Raw genomic sequence first — 16,741 nt, 5'->3', positions numbered from 1 at the left:
GTTATACTCTTAAGTCAACGCCCATAGCCAGCAGTGCCAGCAAGGCTATACCTAGTGCTATACGGTAATACCCAAACATCTTGAAGCCATACTTGGTCAGGAAGTTGATAAAGAACCTGATTGCGATCATGGCTACTATAAAAGCGACTATATTGCCGATAAGCAACAGGCGAAGGTCATCGGCTGTGATGACGTCGAAGCTGTTTCTGATTTTTACGAGGTCGAAGGTGACGATGTCTGATATCTCAAGTTTGAGCAGGTCCTTAACCAGCTTATAACCCGCCGCCGCCAGCATAGTAGGTACGGCCAGGAAAAAGGAAAATTCAGCAGCAGCCTTGCGGTTGATGCCTTGTGTAAGGCCACCAATAATAGAGGCTGCAGAGCGTGAAACACCCGGTATCATGGCGATGCACTGAAAGAAACCAATAACCAGAGCATTTTTGTAGGTAATCTTGCTTTCCTGGGCATGGGCAAACCACTTGTCCACAAAGAGCAGCACCACGCCACCTGCCACCAGCATCACGGCTGTGATGAACACGCTGCCCAGCATGGCGTCGATTACGTCGTTGAGCAGAAAACCAATGACAGCCGCAGGTATAAAGGCAAAGAGCAGCTTCTGATAAAACTCAAAACTGTTGAGAAAGCGCTTCCAGTACAGCACCACCACAGACAGGATGGCACCAAACTGAATATTCACGGCAAATATCTTGGTGATCGGGAGCTCGTTTATACCCATCAGGGCCGAAGCGATGATCATGTGACCTGTAGAGGATACAGGCAAAAATTCGGTAAGTCCTTCAACTATGGCTAAAATGATAGCCTGCCATTCACTCATCTAACTACTCTTCTGTGTTTTCGTGTGTTCTATCTTTTACCATGATCGCAAACAGTTCGATCACAAAGCCGGCCATGACCACGATAGGTCCCAGGGTGATGCCCATAAAGCCGAGGCCGTACTGTTCGTTATCGAGCGTCATGATGATAAAACCAACAGCCAGCACGGCAATGCCCACCAGCATCAGGATGTAGTTTTTTCTGCCAAAGGCAAGCTTGTTCTTATTTTCCATATTAATAAAGTTCGTCAAGTGAAAGGCGCAGGTACTTGCGTACGGCGCGGTAAGAGCTCATGAAACCAATCACAGCACCTAATACAATCAGGGCGATCATGAGCATGTACATTTGCTCTTCGTCCTTCAGCAGGCTCAGCTCTGTAATCTCACGATAGGCATACTGCATCAGGGCAAAAAGCAAAACAGAGGCAATAATACCACTTATAATTCCCTGAAAAGCGGCACGGTTAAGAAAAGGCCGCTGTATAAAGAACGACGTAGCCCCCACCAGTTGCATACTCCGGATCAGGAAACGCTGTGAATACAAGGCAAGTTTGATGGTATTGTTGATCAGGATAATCACCACCAGCACCAATATACCTGCAAAAGCAAGCAGCAGGATGCTGATTTTCTGAATGTTGCTGTTAATCGACTCGATCAGGCTTTCGACATACTGCACTTCATACACCCCCTCAATCCCCTCAATATCATTTTTTATACCTTTGAGTTGGGCTGAACTGGAGCTTTCGGCATTGATCCGGAGCACATAGGTGTCACGGAGGGGGTTATCTCCCAGAAAGGCCATGAAGTCTTCGCCGGTCTCTTCAAGAAATGCTTTGGCACCCTCTTCTTTTGAAAGGAACCGTACCTGGGCCGTGTCGCCCTTGTAGGCCACATATTCTTTTGCAGCCAGTGTCTTCTGTAGGCGGTCCAGCTGTACCTGTGTCAGGTTGCGGTCCAGGTATACCTGCATCTCAATGCTTTCCTTCACGATATCCGACAACTTGCCGGCATGGATCAGCAACATGCCGAACAGGCCAATCACAAACAAGGCCAGGGAGATGGAAAACACCACCATGGCATGCGGGTAATTACCGAGCTTCTTCTTCTTAACTGTCTTGTGGGTAGTTGTTGCCATACGATACGCTTCCGTGCAAAAATAGAAATATTATTTAAATATGAGGTGCTTCCGGCTAGCTAATGCAAAAAGCCCGGCTGGTGTTCCGGGCTTTACAGATTCATGCGTGGGTCAGAGTCGAGGATAATGGGGGCTTCCCGCTGCTCCCGCCTGCGTTCGCGTCGCCCTTCCCGGTCCCGGCCAAAGAGTTCCCGCAGATTATCGAAGCGCTTCGTGTGCAGCAAACTCAGGCGTTGCGTGTTCGAAACGCGGGTGCGGTAGTTTTCCGGCAGGGTGTTATACTCCAGTCGGGCCCTCAACTCGCCGCTTTGGGTGATGTAGTACTCGATGGACCAGTTTCCTTGATAGGAGCTTCGGTTGTTACCACCAGCCTGCTCGGACTGTGCGGCTGCGCCTATACCTGTCTGGCTGCTTACCCGCAGGCGACCCTGAAAGAAGGTATAGCTCAGGCGCAGTTGCAAAGTGGAAAGTGCATCCTGGCTCACATCGCCCAGGCCAATATCTACCTCCAGATTGCTGTCTATGGAATTGAGCAGACCACTGAGCTGCCCTGTGAGCAAGCTTCCCAAACTGCCGCCCACTGCCGAGACACCAGCGTTGTCAAAAGAGGCAAACATGCCAATAGGGGCCAGCCTGCGTAGAACAAGTAAACTGAATACCTGTCTGTTCAACTCATTCTCATCGTTGCGAATAGCTGCAATAATAGGGTCGAGCTGAAGGCGGGCATTGGCGGGCATACTTTCAAAGTCAAGGCCCAGCTGAATTTCGGGAGTAAGGATTGGTCCTTTGAGATCAACAATAGCCGTTACCGGGTAGCGGCCCTGCGGTGCAGAAGTTATGTCGCTCTGGCCTCGGTTGTTCATGATGTCTGCCAATGATGCGCTTTGGGTATAAGTGGCACGTAAGTCCATTATACCTTCCAGCGGATCACCATTCCAGGACAATGTACCGCCCGGCGTTACCCTGAATTCGCGTGATACCACGCCTTCCAACAGGTTGAGGTTATAGGCGCCGTTGGCGATCTCAAAGTTGCCATACATGTTAAACTCGCCCCTGGTATCGATGGTCATCTGAATCTGTCCGCTACCCGAGCCCCGGATCACGTCCCCAGTCTGCCGGTCGATGATGATCTCGAAATAAGCGTCGTCCGTAATATCAAGGTCAAAGTTCATGTTGATGCCGGAAAGGTCAACCCGCTGCTCATCCACAGCCACGGCTACACCGGTCGAGTCGCTGATGTTGCGGTTGACGAAGCGGATGAAGTCTTTGCGGGCCAGGTCAGTCTGGTTGTCAAGCGGTACCACAATGCGGGTATTGGCGTCGCTGCGAGCGTTTACGTCTATTTTGAGATTGTCCACCGGGCCCAGCACGCTGGCTGTACCGGTGCCGAAGGCGGTGCCATAGTAGAGTTCGTTCTGCTCGTAGGTGGTGTTCAGAATCATTAGGTTGCGGAAGCGGGCATTCAGGTCGAGTACCATGTTCTGGAAGCCATCGTGGGCGATGCCACCTGTCACAGTGCCCACGTTGCCATAAAGGTCACGCAGCTGCGCATTGCGGAAGCTGATGCTGTTAGCTCCGAAATATACACGGTCGGAGAAGCGGTAAGTGGTGCCCAGGTAATCGAAGCGGAACTGCCCGCCCGTCACCATCACCGATCCGGTCAGCACCGGCGCCGACAGCTTTCCGAGCACCCGGATGCGCCCTTCCATGGTACCCTCCAACTGCGACATGATCGGTTTCAGGATCGGCTCCACAATCTTGAGCTGTGTTTCGTCCAATACGGCCAGCATATCCAGCTGCTCCTCTTCAGCACGGGGATAGTAGTTACCTGTCAGTGTCAGTACCTTCTTGTTGTGCCGTTCAACGTCTACGTCGACTACCATCTGCTGCTGGGCATTGTTCCAGTCGCCTTTGCCCCGGATGTCGCCGATCAGCACATTGTCTAGGTAAAACGAATCGACGCGCATGCCTGCGTTCAGGAGGGCATTGTTATAAACATCCTGCGCGGTAAGATCAGCATTCAGGGTGCCTCTGATCTGCTCGGGCATGAGCGGGTTGAGGTTGCGGAGGTCAAAGTTCTTGATGCTGGCCACCAGCGTACTACCCGGGTCCTGACCAATGGCGCCGTCTACCCGGATGATCTGGTCCTGGTTAGACAATATCAGTTCTTCAAAATCGAAGCGCTTTCCGTTTTCACTGATGTACACCATACTGCCCGGTTGGAAAGCCCATGGCGTTTCACGAAGGGTGATGTTGGACCTGCCGAAGACGACCTGTAGCCGGTCCTGCAGGAAATTCACATCACCTACCACGGTGGCCTGATTATTAAATGCTGGCTGCAGCAGGTTGGTGTAAAACCCGATCGTGCGCTCACTCCAGATCGCTTCCAGCAGGAGGCGCTCTGTTTCGCCCACGGAAGGCAGTACCTGCTTTTCGGAGGTAAACTGGGCACTGGCCAGCACATCCGGACTGTTTTGCAGCTTGGAGGTACTAAGCTCTATGTCGTTCTGGAATAGTGTAACATCGTCATACAGGATCGTGTCTATCTGCGCATAGGATGTCAGGATGACTGTGCTGCCATGCCGGAAGGTGCCTTCCAGCTTTGAGAAATCAGAAATGGTGAGCTCCGGCACAAGCAAGTGAATGAGCGGATTGACCCGCCGCAGGTATAGGTCATAGTCCAAGCTGTACTCGGGTCGGGAAGACGGGCGTTTGCGGCTGTAATAGGCGGCTGTGGCGGCATCGTTACTTTCAAAGTTCAGTTCGTACTCATGCACCAGTTGCCTCAGGTCTTCGATCAGCACAGAGTAGTCGAAGTCACCGCTAACGCGCAAGGCCAGTGGGGTCGAGCGAAGCGTAAGACTGCGTATACCCTCACCGATACGGGACTGTACCCGGATCGTGTCGAGGGCGACACGCTGGCCTTCGTAGGTGACGGCGGCACTGTCAAAAAAGGCGGTGCCTTCAAAGTCATCAAGCCGGAGACCCCGGAAATTAAGGTCAGCATTGGCCTGTACGATCACCGACTTATCCGTAATGCGCAGGGCTTTCAGGTCGGCTTTGTCCAGATCGGCTCTCAGGTTGAAAGCCTGGTTGTTATTTGCCAGGTTTACTTCACCATTGGCCGTAAAGGCCAGGTTCGGGTCAGCAATGGCAAAGCGCCCTTCGTAACGCTGGCGGCTCAGGGTGCCGTCCGTGCGGATGTTACGGTAATTATAATCAAGGAGGTGAAGCTGGGCAATATCTGCGTTGATTTCCATGCGGGCGTCTTCCAGTGTAAAGCCAGATCCGACTACACGACCATCCATGGTGATTGTCTTGATAACGTCCGCATTGCCAATCAGGCGACCGATGTTGAAATTCTGCGTTTTGAGTCGACCACGGTAAGAGGAAGCGTTGTTGCTCCGGTTGATCTTCATGTTGATGTCGGACTGCACATTGCCCAGCGCTGTCGCAAAACTGCCATTGGCCACGAAGTCATTATAGAAGCCCAGGAAGCGCCCGTCGATCTTCACCGTTCCTAATCGGGAGGCGAAGGTATAGGCATCTTCTGGAAGAAACTGCTTGATGTCATCGGCATTAAGCGTAGAAGGTCGCAGACGGATATTGGCAAAGGTCTCACCCCAGTTAGGCAGGCCGTCCACATTCATGGTACCTACTATATGGGTGTTCTGCCCATACTTTATATCCAGGTTAGTGGCCATGAACTCAGCCACACGACCCTCTACCTCAGCTGAGGCGATGTAGGCATTCTCGTCATATTCTCGGAGAGGCGGGGCAAACAGGGCAATATCGCGGGAGTATAGTTGCGAGTCTTTGATCCGGCCTGTGACGGTCACACTGTCCATGAAGTCAGAGAAGTTGCCGAAGCGGTTATAGTCGAAGCGGATGTACTCCTGCACGTTGCTGTCATTTACCCGCAGGTCGAGCTCGTCCCACTCCCAGAAGGTGGAGGCATAGGTCATCAGCACATCGAGGTTGTGCAGGCGTATACCGGATGGACGTTCGTGGGCAGTCAAATCCGTTACCCGAACCTGGAGCGTATCGCCCGGCTCAAACTCCGTGAAGCGTGCCGAGATGCTGTCGATGGCCAGGTGGAAGTAGTCTATGCCGTAGTCAGTGCGGGGGCGGTTGAAGTCGTCGTAGGTAAAAGCCCCGTTCCGTATGACTAGTTCATCTATTGAAAACTCGAAGGGCTGGGAAGCCTTGGTCGTGTCTCTGGTGATCAGGTTGCCGAGGGAAGTGATGAAGGTGGAAAGGTTGAGGGAGTCGGTGCCCTCGTACTGCACCAGGTTAGCCCGTGGCTCATGTAGCTCCAGGGTGGAGATGCCTAATGTGTTCGGCCGGAAGATAGAGAAGAGGCTGATATCGGCTTCGGCCCGACCCACATAAAACAGCTCTTCACCCCGGTAGTCAAGCACCTGCACCTGCTCCAGGATTACATTGCTGAAAAACTCAATATCCACCCGCCCGATGGTGACCTCATGGTCAATGGTGCGGGAGATATAGTCGGCGGCTTTCTGGGCGACCCTGGTTTGGACGCCCGGGTAGCGAATGGCCACAAAAACAACCGCAAATACCACCAAAAGCAACAGGATTAAGGCCAAAACTATTTTTAGAATGGCTTTTCCTATAACTTTGAAGTAATTTATGGACTGTTCTTTTTCCAAAAGATGATTGAACCTACAATATTAGCAATTGAATCTTCGTGCGACGAAACCTCTGCTGCGGTTATACGTGGCGGCAAAGTTTTGTCAAATGTTATTGCTACTCAGGCCGTTCACGAAAAATACGGCGGCGTAGTGCCGGAGCTTGCTTCCAGAGCACACCAACAGAACATCATTCCGGTGGTACAGCAGGCCTTGAGTACAGCAAATGTAAACAAAACTGACTTAAATGCAGTAGCTTTTACCCGCGGCCCGGGCTTACTGGGCGCTCTGCTGGTAGGCAGCTCCTTTGCCAAGTCGTTTGCGCTGGGCCTCAACATACCGCTCATCGACGTAAACCACATGCAGGCGCACATCCTGGCGCACTTTATCGATGACCCGAAGCCCAATTTTCCGTTCCTGTGCCTGACCGTAAGCGGTGGCCATACCCAGGTGGTGCTCGTGAAAGACCACCTGGACATGGAGATTATTGGCCAGACCACGGATGATGCTGTAGGGGAGGCCTTTGACAAAACCGCCAAAATGCTTGGCCTGCCATATCCGGGCGGACCCATGCTTGATAAGACAGCGGCACAGGGTAATCCGAAGGCCTTTTCTTTTCCGGTAGGCAACATGCCCGGCTATGACTTTTCGTTTAGCGGCATCAAAACCTCCGTACTCTACTTCCTTAAAGATAAAACGAAAGACAACCCGAACTTCGTACAGGAGAACCTGGCAGATATCTGCGCTAGTGTGCAGTATACCCTGATCAAGACCCTGCTGAAGAAAGTGGTGCTGGCGTCAAAGGACCTGGGTATAAAAGAAGTAGCCATTGCCGGTGGGGTGTCTGCCAATTCAGGTCTTCGCCAGGCACTGCAGGACTACGCCAAAAAGTACGACTGGAACGTCTATATCCCGGCTTTTCAGTATTGTACCGATAATGCAGGTATGATTGCTATAACAGCTCATTACCAGTATCTTAAAGGTGACTTTGCTGACCAGTATGTAAGTCCGGAGCCGAGGATGAAGTTTTAGAGGTTTGGGAGTTTGAGATTTTGGGAGTTGGGGAGTTTGAGAGGGTATACTGTAGGGACAGGTCGCGACCTGTCCGAATCGTTCACAGGTATAATTTGTCTAGATCAGGATTTTCAATATCGATTGTTCAGCTATCTCAATCCTGTGGATCTTCAAATCCTGTTAATCAACAATCATCCATCAACAATTTAACCATTCACTCAATCACTCAATCACTAAATCTATGCTAAACCCCTTCCAGATCGGCGACAGCAAGGTATACCGCAAAACGGTAACAGAGGCGGACTTTGCCCGTTTTGATGATGGGCTGGTGCATGCGGTTTGCAGTACCTTTTCGCTGGCACAGGCGGTGGAGTGGGCAGGACGTTTGTTTGTGTTGGAGATGAAAGAAGAAGATGAAGAGGGGATAGGTACTTTCCTGACTATCAATCATAAAGGTCCTGCATTTGAGGGTGATCTAATTGAGATAACCGCTTACCTGAAGTCACAGGAGGGCAATAACGTGATTTGTAATTTTGAGGCCCGGGCGGGGGACAGGCTGGTGGCAGACGGGGAGACCGGGCAGAAGATTTTAAAGAAAGAGAAACTGGCCAGGGTGCTGGCCCCAACAAAATAGCATGACGAAAGCAAAAGATAAAGACAGAATCAAGAAGCACGTCAACATCCAGAACCGCAGAGCTTCTTTTGAGTTCCAGTTCCTGGACAAGTATACGGCTGGTATCATGCTGATGGGCACTGAGATCAAATCGATCCGGGAGGGCAAGGTGAATCTGCAGGACGGCTACTGCGTGCTGCACAATGGTGAGCTATACCTGCACAATGTGCACATCTCCACCTATACCGAGGGTACGCACTACAACCACGAGCCTATGCGGGTACGCAAGTTGCTTGTAAACAAGAGCGAACTCAAGCGATTGGAGAAGGGCGTGCAGGAGCAGGGTGTGACGATTATACCTACCCGGATGTTCATTAGCGAGCGTGGTTTTGCTAAAGTAGAGATTGCACTGGCACGCGGTAAGAAGCTGCACGACAAGCGGGAAGACATCAAGGCAAAGGACATAAAACGCGAACTTGACCGAAGCGGGTATTAGTTGATTGAGTGTTTGAGTGAATTAGTGATTGAGTGATTTTTTATTTTTGAGTTCGTCATTGATTTAGGTAAACAAGTGGTGGTTCTCATTGCGATAAGAGGCTTATATAATCGAGGATCATCAAAATCATCGTCAAATCAAGAAATTAACTCAACCACCAAGAATTAATCACTCAACCACTCACTCAGGAACCACTCAACCACTAATTCACTCAATCACTAACTCAAAAATGGACTACGGAATATGCATGCTCAGTCTGGTGCCGATGCGCGCTGAGCCTTCTGACAAAGCGGAAATGGTGACACAGGTGCTCTTTGGGGAGTGTCTGGAGGTGCTCAGTAAGCAGGGAAGCTGGGTGCAGGTGCAGCTGGCTTCGGATGGCTATACTGGCTGGATCGACTATAAGCAGTATGTGCCTGTGTCGACAGCCTACTACCATGAGTGGAAGGCGGCGGCGCATCCGCGTGCGCTCGATATCGTGCAGGTGGTGAGCAATGCTGATATGCGCATTCCGGTAGGTATAGGGGCTTATCTGCCCTTTTTTGACGGTATGAGCCTGCGTATCGACGGGCAGACTTACCAGTACAGCGGACGAGCCACAAACCCTGCTGTACCTGTATCAACGGCTCAAATAGCCAAATTAGCCATGGGGTTCCTGAAAGCGCCTTATCTGTGGGGTGGCAAGTCCATGTTCGGCATCGACTGTTCGGGTTTTACGCAGCAAGTATACAGCCTTTGCGGTTATCAACTGCCCCGTGATGCCAGTCAGCAGGTAGCGGTAGGCGACGAAGTGCACTTTGCTACGCAGACCCAACCCGGTGATCTGGCTTATTTTGCCAATGAAGAAGGCCGCATTACCCATGTAGGTATTATGCTGGAGGGGCAGCAGATCATGCACGCCCACGGCGAGATCCGCATTGACACCCTCGACCACAATGGCATCTACAATGCCGAGCGCAAGCGTTATTCCCACAACCTTCGCATTATCAAGCGTATTTTTTCCTGATTCTCAGCATTTTTCTTTGAACTTAGGCTATAACGAGTTGGTTAATTCTCGTAAAAGCTATAGCAAAAGTTCGAAAAATGGCCATGAGAGACAAAGTGCTGATATTAAACCAGGACTTCAGCGCAATCGCCGTCTGCACGGTGACCAAGGCCTTTTTGCTTGTCTATCTCGAAAAGGCTGAGCTCATTTCTAAGGCCAATGGCGCTGTTTTGCGCACGGTCAGTACTTCTTATCCTGTTCCTTCTGTCATCCGGCTGCAGCGCTATGTCAAGGTGCCCTACTACGGTATAGCCCTTAGCAGGCACAATGTGCTGCGCCGTGACAACTTCCTTTGCCAGTACTGCGGCACCTCCCGTAACCTGACCCTGGACCACCTCTTACCCCGCTCCAGGGGAGGGGAGACCAGTTGGCAGAACATCGTCACGGCCTGCTCCAGGTGCAATTCCCGCAAAGGCGACCGGACCCCCGAAGAAGCTGGTCTTAAACTACATCGTCATCCTTCCCGACCGTCCCTCTATACCTTCCTGCAACAGCACCTGAACGACTCCAATGAGGACTGGCAAATCTACCTGAAAATAGCCAAGAAGTAGGAATATGTAGTTGCTAATATATTTAGCTGTGTTTTGTTAAATCATTAATGATCAGGGTGTGTTGCGCTAATGGTTGCAGGATGAGTTGAAGTGCTTGAATTGTGTTGCGTGTACTGCTTCATAAGAGCGGTTTTTCCTCTTGAATCAGGGACGACTTCCGACTGTTTTAACTACTCTGTATACCTATAAAGTAGGAGTTGCCTGGATAGTTTATACCTGCAGTTCAGTCAGCGTCTGTCTTGGTTTTGTTAAATTGGTAAGAGGGAGGAGTGGCTGATAGCTGGTAAGGCTTATGGCTATACCTTATATTGTGGTGGGCGGGTGATGAGGTAGAACTGTGGGTATGTGCCTTCTGTATCAGGTACTTATACGAGTCGTGTCTTTTGCAAAATCTCTTCTTTATACTAGCATTATTTCTAAGTATTCCTTACTTTTGCCCCTTCATTCGAGTGAATGGCCCCTGGCATTATGTTCGGGGAAATGTAAAACCAAACCAAACCGGCCTATTGCTCTAAGTCGGTGGCTTCTCCAGAGCAGTAAAACATTATGAGTAATTCTCCAGAAAATTTCGATTGGGACAAGTTTGAGTCTCATGGTTTCGGTGGCGGCTACAGCAAAGAAGAGCGCGCTGAAATGGAAAAAATGTATGACGACACCCTGACCACAGTACAGGAGCAGGAGGTTGTTAAAGGAATCGTGGTAGGTATCACTGATCGTGACGTGATCCTGAACATCGGTTTCAAATCTGACGGCCTGGTGCCAGTTTCAGAATTCAGAGATCTTCCTGAACTGAAAGTTGGTGACGAGGTGGAAGTATTCATCGAAGACCAGGAAGACCCGAACGGTCAGCTGATCCTTTCCCGCAAGAAAGCGAAGATTGTATCTGCCTGGGCTAAGATCTATGACGCACTCGAGAACGACAACGTTCTGGAGGGTGTAGTGAAGAGAAGAACCAAAGGTGGTCTTATCATGGACCTCTACGGTGTTGAAGCCTTCTTGCCAGGTTCTCAGATCGACGTGAAGCCGATCCGTGACTTCGACGTGTTCGTTGGTAAGAAGATGGAAGTGAAAGTTGTGAAAATCAACGCCGCTTTCGACAACGTGGTTGTATCTCACAAAGTACTTATCGAGAAAGACCTGGAGCAGCAGCGTGCCGCTATCCTGAACAACCTGGAAAAAGGTCAGGTTCTGGAAGGCGTTATCAAGAACATGACAAACTTCGGTGTGTTCATCGACCTTGGTGGCGTAGACGGTCTGCTTCACATCACAGATATCTCTTGGGGACGTATTAACCACCCAGAAGAAGTATTGAACCTTGACCAGAAGGTGAACGTGGTAGTGCTTGACTTCGATGATGACAAGAAGCGTATCTCTCTTGGCATGAAGCAGCTTACTCCGCACCCTTGGGATGCTCTTCCAGCTGAAATTGAAGTTGGTTCTAGAGTGAAAGGTAAGATCGTTAACGTAGCTGACTACGGCGCATTCCTTGAGCTGATGCCAGGCGTTGAAGGTCTGATCCACGTTTCTGAAATGTCATGGTCACAGCACCTGCGCAACCCACAAGACTTCATCAAGCAAGGCGACGAGGTTGAAGCAGTTGTATTGACACTTGACCGCGAAGAGCGCAAGATGTCTCTTGGTATCAAGCAGCTTACTGAAGATCCATGGACGAAAGAAGATGTTATCACGAAATATGCAGTTGGCACGAAGCACACCGGCGTAGTTCGTAACCTGACAAACTTCGGTCTGTTCCTGGAGCTGGAAGAAGGTGTTGATGGTCTGGTACACGTATCTGACCTGTCTTGGACTAAGAAGATCAAGCACCCATCTGAGTTCGTGAAAGTTGGTGAAAACCTTGACGTAGTTGTTCTGGAGCTTGACGTAGCGAACAGAAGACTTGCTCTTGGTCACAAGCAGCTGGAGGAGAACCCTTGGGATACATTCGAGTCTGTATTCAACGTAGGTTCAGTACACAAAGCTACTGTACTTGAGAAGTCAGACAGAGGCGCTACACTGGAGCTGCCATACGGCATCGAAGGTTTCTCATTCCCTAAAGGTCTTGCTAAAGAAGACGGTTCACAGGTAGAAGCTGGCGAAACGCTTGACTTCCGTGTAACTGAATTCTCTAAGGACGATCGTAAGATCATCCTGTCGCACACTGCTACTTACTCTGAGGCTGACAACGCACGTATCGCTAAGGCCACTAAGAAAGCTGCACCTGCTGCCGGTGGTGAGAAGAAGGAGAAAGCTCCAAAAGTTCAGAAAGAAGCTGAGAACAAGTCTACCCTGGGTGACCTTGACGCACTTTCTGCCCTGAAAGAGCAGATGCTGGAGAATGAAAAAGAAGCAGGCGTTAAGAAGTTAGAAGCCGCTGCCGCTAAAAAGGCAAAAGGTTCTGACGAAGAGTCTGCTGAAGAAGAGAACAACGCTTAGTACTAAGCTTGTCCTATAACCAAAGGCCCCGGAGAGATCCGGGGCCTTTTTTGTTTTGGACAGTTTCTTATAAGCTTAAAAGTTAATATCTTGTTTTGGATATACTACAGTAAGACAGCAAGTAAGCTTTGCGCTATACCTGTGGAAAGGACGATATAGAAAGAATTCCTACTCCACACATATTACAGATAGTAGGAGTAGGTACTCCTGCTAGCGGGTAGTTGGCCACCATTTAAATTATGAAGAAGAATGGGATTTTTTGATAAGCTGTTTGGGAAACCGCAAATCCAACAAGAAAACTTAAAAAGTAATGAACCAGAACATGCTGTCATTATCAGCTTTGATTACGGTATCCAAGGGCTTGAACCACTTCACTCCTTAGAAGAAAAGCTTGAGGAAGTATTAGAAGAAAAGGGAGTAGGAGAATATGACGGTCATGAAATAGCAGTAGACTACAGTGACGGATTTCTCTATCTGTATGGTCAAAACGCAGAAATTCTTTTCAAAACAGTAAAACCGGTGCTAACTGAAACTGAATTTATGAAAGGAGCAAAAGCAAAGTTAAGATTTGGACCACCAGAAGACGGAGTCAGAGAAGTTGAAGTAGAAGTATAAAAAAATCGTTGGCCAACCAAGTTCTGCCTTTATGCTCGGCTCTGCCTTGCCCATCGGCTGCACGAGTAACGTTACATGTCATAAGTAAGTAATGAAAAATCTGTTCCTCATTCTAGTTCTTATTTCAATCACTTCCTGCAAAGTGACTAAAGAAGAAGAATGGGAGTTACCGAACATTATACATGGACTTCAGGAGACTGTGTATATTTATGAAGAAAACGGAAAGCAAGGGCTTCTTGACTCAAGCAAGAATGTTATTTTAAAGGCCCAGTTTGATTACATAGACAATTTGCAAGAACACGGTTTTATACTTGTAGATTCTGGTGGCCACAGAAAATATGACTATTATGAATACAACAAGTATGGATTAATCAATGCTTCTGGAGAAGTTCTATTCAGACCTCAGTTTGACGAAGTGGGTAGACCATCTGATAACTCTGCCTTAGTCTTAAAAGATTCTCTTTATGGATATGTAGATAATAAGGGAATCTGGCTGATTAAGCCCAAGTACCAGTTTGCGGTACCTTTTTACAAAGGAACAGCCATAGTGAAACTGCAGAATAAATTTTATCTGATTGACAAACAGCAAGAGCTTGTTTCTACCATTCCTTTTGATAGCATATGGGGTTTCATGAACGGGGTGTCCGTTGTGCAAAAGGACAAGAAGTTTGGTTTTATCAACTACAGGGGCGAATTAATAGCACCCTATATCTACAGGGGGATAGGAGACTTTAACTGGTATCATGGATTGATAATGGATGATGATGAAAAGTGGTATGTGGTAGACACAACAGGGGATGTTAAAATTAACCAAGGCTTCGATAAGGTTGATATTAGAAATAGACAGGGAGAAATATATGCTGAGGGAATTGTAGACGGGAAACCTGTTAAAATTACGTTGAAAAATTAAGTCATGTAACAAGGTGCAGCCTTAACCCTTGCTACGCTTCGGGCTTAGGCTGCACGAGCACGTCAGACTGTCTAATAACACCCTTCTTCCTGCAACTTTTATCGAGCTAAGTGGCTAAGCGATAATAGGCTTATCCACTTACGCTATGAAATTTAAATACGCCTGCAGCCGCGCAGAGCCACCTGGTGGCGGGGCCAGCCTGGAGGAGCTGATCTCCCCCGACAACGAGGTGCGCTTCATCGACGCCTTTGTCAATTCGCTTCCCCTGGAGAAGCTAGGCTTCCGCACCGACTTTCCCGAGAACGGCCGCCCGGCCTACCATCCCGCTGTTCTTTTGAAGCTGCTGGTCTACGGCTATCTCAACCGCATCCGCTCCTCGCGCTGCCTGGAGCGCGAGTGCCACCGCAACATCGAGGTGATGTGGCTGCTGGGCCAGCTGGCCCCCGACCACAACACGATCGCCAATTTCCGCAAAAACAACTCGAAGGCCATCACCCGCGTCTTCCGGGCCACCGTGAAGATGGCCCAGCGATTTGAACTGGTCGGCGGCGAGCTGCTGGCCGGCGACTCGACCAAGCTCCGGGCCCAGAACTCGAAGAAGAACAACTACAACCGGGGCAAGATCGCCCGCCACCTGGCCTACATAGAGGAGAGGCTCTCTGACTGTCAGCAAGCCCTGGCGCAGACAAACCAGGCTGATCAAATGGAGCAGCTTTTGGATGCCGTGGCCCGCCATGCGCTTCGGCGTGAGCACTACCTAAAGCTGCTGCAGCACCTGCAAGACTCGGGCGAGGACCAGGTCTCCACCTCCGACCCCGAGAGCCGGCAGCTGATCATCCGCAACACCATCACCGAGGTGGCCTACAACGTGCAGGCCACTGTGGACGCCAGGCACTGCCTTTTGCTCGACTATCGCCTCACCAACCACAACGATCGCCAGGCCATGGGAAACATGCTCCGCAGGGCCAAGAGCATCGTGCGAAACAACACCTTCACGGCCCTCTTCGACAAGGGCTACTACGCTGGCTCGGAGCTGGAGACCGCCCGGGGGCTGGGCATCACCACACTGGTGGCCGTTCCTGCTCCCGCCTCCAACGCCCCTGACCCGGCCTACAACGTGGAGCACTTCGCCTATGACGCTGCAAACGATACCTATACCTGCCCCGAAGGCCACACGCTCACCACCAACGGCCATGTCTACACCAAGCACCTGAGCCGCGCCCACCCGACCAGCTTTCATCAGTACCGCACCAGGGCCTGCAGGACGTGCGCGGTTCGGAGCCTTTGTACCACCGCTAAAAACGGCAAGCTTATCGAACGCAACGTCTACTCACCGCTCTTTGAGGAGAACCGGCGGCGCATTGCCGCCAAACCCGCCCTCTACAAGCGGCGGCAGGCCATCGTCGAGCACCCCTTCGGCACCATCAAGCGGCAGTGGGGCTACAGCTACGTGCTCACCAAGAAAGGCATGGGGAGCGCTGCGGCCGACGTGGGCCTGATGCTGGTGGCCTACAACCTGCGCCGCGTCTTCAACATTGTCGGCCTGGGGCGGCTGCTGGCTCACTGTGCGGCCTCTTGCAGCATGCTGCGGACCCTAAAAGCCGTGTTTGGAGCACTTTCGCCAAGCTTGAGGCAGAGAAGAAAAGACCTGTACACTGATGCAGTATATTTTCAAATCGCTATCTTTAGCTAAGAAACGCACGGAGGTTTTTAGACAAACTGACGTTAGGGGCAATAAAAACTATTAAGAAATCGCCTTCCAGATAAATGAAATGTATCTTAACATTGTTGATTCTAACCTTGCTCTGTAGTTGTAAGGGCCCTGAAGCACAACAGAACTGTTTAAAGGATAATATCAACACATTAAAAGATAAAGCTGAATATAACTCCGTTAGAAGCGCTGCCAAAGACACCGTTGCTGATTGGATTGATAAAAATGTTCAATTCTATCGCCATCTTGATAGAGAAACGGTGTGGCACATTGATAGTGCAGTTTTTTTCAATGAAGACAAGAGCAGAGCTTTGCTACTTCTGTTGAAAGTGTATACTATACCTGAATCAAAAATGGACTTTGTGAAAATGCTAGCAGCTGAGAAAAAGAATGGAAGCTGGCACTTTTACACACAGGGCTTCCCTTCTTTATCATTTCCTCGAAACTTGAACTCGAATCAGCCTTATACTTTCGAACAACTTTCTGAAATATCACGAGAAGAGCTTATTCGTGGTGGCTATTATAAATGGAGATCCTGTGGTGTGAACTATGATTATGTAAATGACTGGTTTAATGATTCTTTAGAAGGAAGTCATCAAGAGTACCTTAAAAGCAGAAGTGAAAATTTCAAAAATTAATAACCCTAACCACACCCATAAGCCAGCTACGCCGCCTTATGGCCAAGTACGTTGGGCATAAAAAGAACTAATGAGAAGCTTCAGTATATTGTTTATGG

14 protein-coding genes are annotated in these 16,741 nt (G+C 49.8%); 10 read left to right on the top strand and 4 right to left on the bottom strand.

Features of this window, described 5'->3' with window-relative positions:
- Nucleotide 1: 1 nt before the first annotated feature.
- The 4 genes from AC5FXQ_RS06420 to AC5FXQ_RS06405 form a co-directional block, all read right to left on the bottom strand.
- Complete coding sequence (locus AC5FXQ_RS06420) at nt 2-835, bottom strand: undecaprenyl-diphosphate phosphatase (protein WP_493601665.1); 834 nt, start codon at nt 833-835, stop codon at nt 2-4.
- A 4-nt stretch (nt 836-839) separates the two neighbouring features.
- The gene (locus AC5FXQ_RS06415; protein ID WP_493601664.1) at nt 840-1,067 is read right to left on the bottom strand and encodes a DUF3098 domain-containing protein; all 228 of its coding nucleotides are present in this window, start codon (nt 1,065-1,067) and stop codon (nt 840-842) included.
- A gap of 1 nt (nt 1,068) precedes the next feature.
- Complete coding sequence (locus tag AC5FXQ_RS06410) at nt 1,069-1,968, bottom strand: cell division protein FtsX (RefSeq protein ID WP_493601663.1); 900 nt, start codon at nt 1,966-1,968, stop codon at nt 1,069-1,071.
- A 92-nt stretch (nt 1,969-2,060) separates the two neighbouring features.
- Entirely contained in the window at nt 2,061-6,575 is a 4,515-nt protein-coding gene (locus AC5FXQ_RS06405; RefSeq protein ID WP_493601662.1) for a translocation/assembly module TamB domain-containing protein, read from the bottom strand.
- Between the two features lie 66 nt (nt 6,576-6,641).
- On the opposite strand from AC5FXQ_RS06405, the gene tsaD reads away from it, so the two are divergent.
- The 10 genes from tsaD (at nt 6,642) to AC5FXQ_RS06355 (ending at nt 16,643) form a co-directional block, all read left to right on the top strand.
- A complete protein-coding gene (gene tsaD, locus AC5FXQ_RS06400; RefSeq protein WP_493601661.1) occupies nt 6,642-7,649 on the top strand; it encodes a tRNA (adenosine(37)-N6)-threonylcarbamoyltransferase complex transferase subunit TsaD in 1,008 nt (335 codons plus the stop codon).
- Between the two features lie 223 nt (nt 7,650-7,872).
- Nucleotides 7,873-8,265, top strand: a complete 393-nt coding sequence (locus AC5FXQ_RS06395) for a thioesterase family protein (protein WP_493601660.1) — start codon at nt 7,873-7,875, stop codon at nt 8,263-8,265.
- A gap of 1 nt (nt 8,266) precedes the next feature.
- Nucleotides 8,267-8,740, top strand: coding sequence for an SsrA-binding protein SmpB (smpB, locus tag AC5FXQ_RS06390; protein ID WP_493601659.1), 474 nt, complete (start codon nt 8,267-8,269; stop codon nt 8,738-8,740).
- 229 nt (nt 8,741-8,969) lie between these two features.
- Complete coding sequence (locus AC5FXQ_RS06385; RefSeq protein WP_493601658.1) at nt 8,970-9,746, top strand: NlpC/P60 family protein; 777 nt, start codon at nt 8,970-8,972, stop codon at nt 9,744-9,746.
- Nucleotides 9,747-9,829: 83 nt separating this feature from the next.
- On the top strand, nt 9,830-10,336 hold the full coding sequence (locus AC5FXQ_RS06380) for an HNH endonuclease (protein ID WP_196119527.1): 507 nt from the start codon (nt 9,830-9,832) through the stop codon (nt 10,334-10,336).
- A 546-nt stretch (nt 10,337-10,882) separates the two neighbouring features.
- Nucleotides 10,883-12,769: a 30S ribosomal protein S1 gene (gene rpsA, locus AC5FXQ_RS06375; protein ID WP_493601657.1), complete on the top strand. Its 1,887-nt coding sequence runs from the start codon at nt 10,883-10,885 to the stop codon at nt 12,767-12,769.
- 249 nt (nt 12,770-13,018) lie between these two features.
- Nucleotides 13,019-13,384 carry a hypothetical protein gene (locus AC5FXQ_RS06370; protein WP_493601656.1) on the top strand — a complete coding sequence of 122 codons (366 nt, stop codon included), beginning with the start codon at nt 13,019-13,021 and terminating at the stop codon, nt 13,382-13,384.
- Nucleotides 13,385-13,526: 142 nt separating this feature from the next.
- Nucleotides 13,527-14,294 (top strand): WG repeat-containing protein, encoded by a 768-nt coding sequence (locus AC5FXQ_RS06365; RefSeq protein ID WP_493601655.1) that lies wholly within the window; start codon nt 13,527-13,529, stop codon nt 14,292-14,294.
- Nucleotides 14,295-14,439: 145 nt separating this feature from the next.
- A complete protein-coding gene (locus tag AC5FXQ_RS06360; RefSeq protein WP_493601654.1) occupies nt 14,440-15,987 on the top strand; it encodes an IS1182 family transposase in 1,548 nt (515 codons plus the stop codon).
- Nucleotides 15,988-16,061: 74 nt separating this feature from the next.
- A complete protein-coding gene (locus tag AC5FXQ_RS06355; protein WP_493601653.1) occupies nt 16,062-16,643 on the top strand; it encodes a hypothetical protein in 582 nt (193 codons plus the stop codon).
- Nucleotides 16,644-16,741 lie beyond the last annotated feature (98 nt).

The sequence above is a fragment of the Pontibacter sp. LHS1 genome (genome assembly GCF_058932855.1).
Note: the sequence above shows the minus strand (reverse complement) of the source record. Positions and strands in the feature narration are given on the sequence as shown.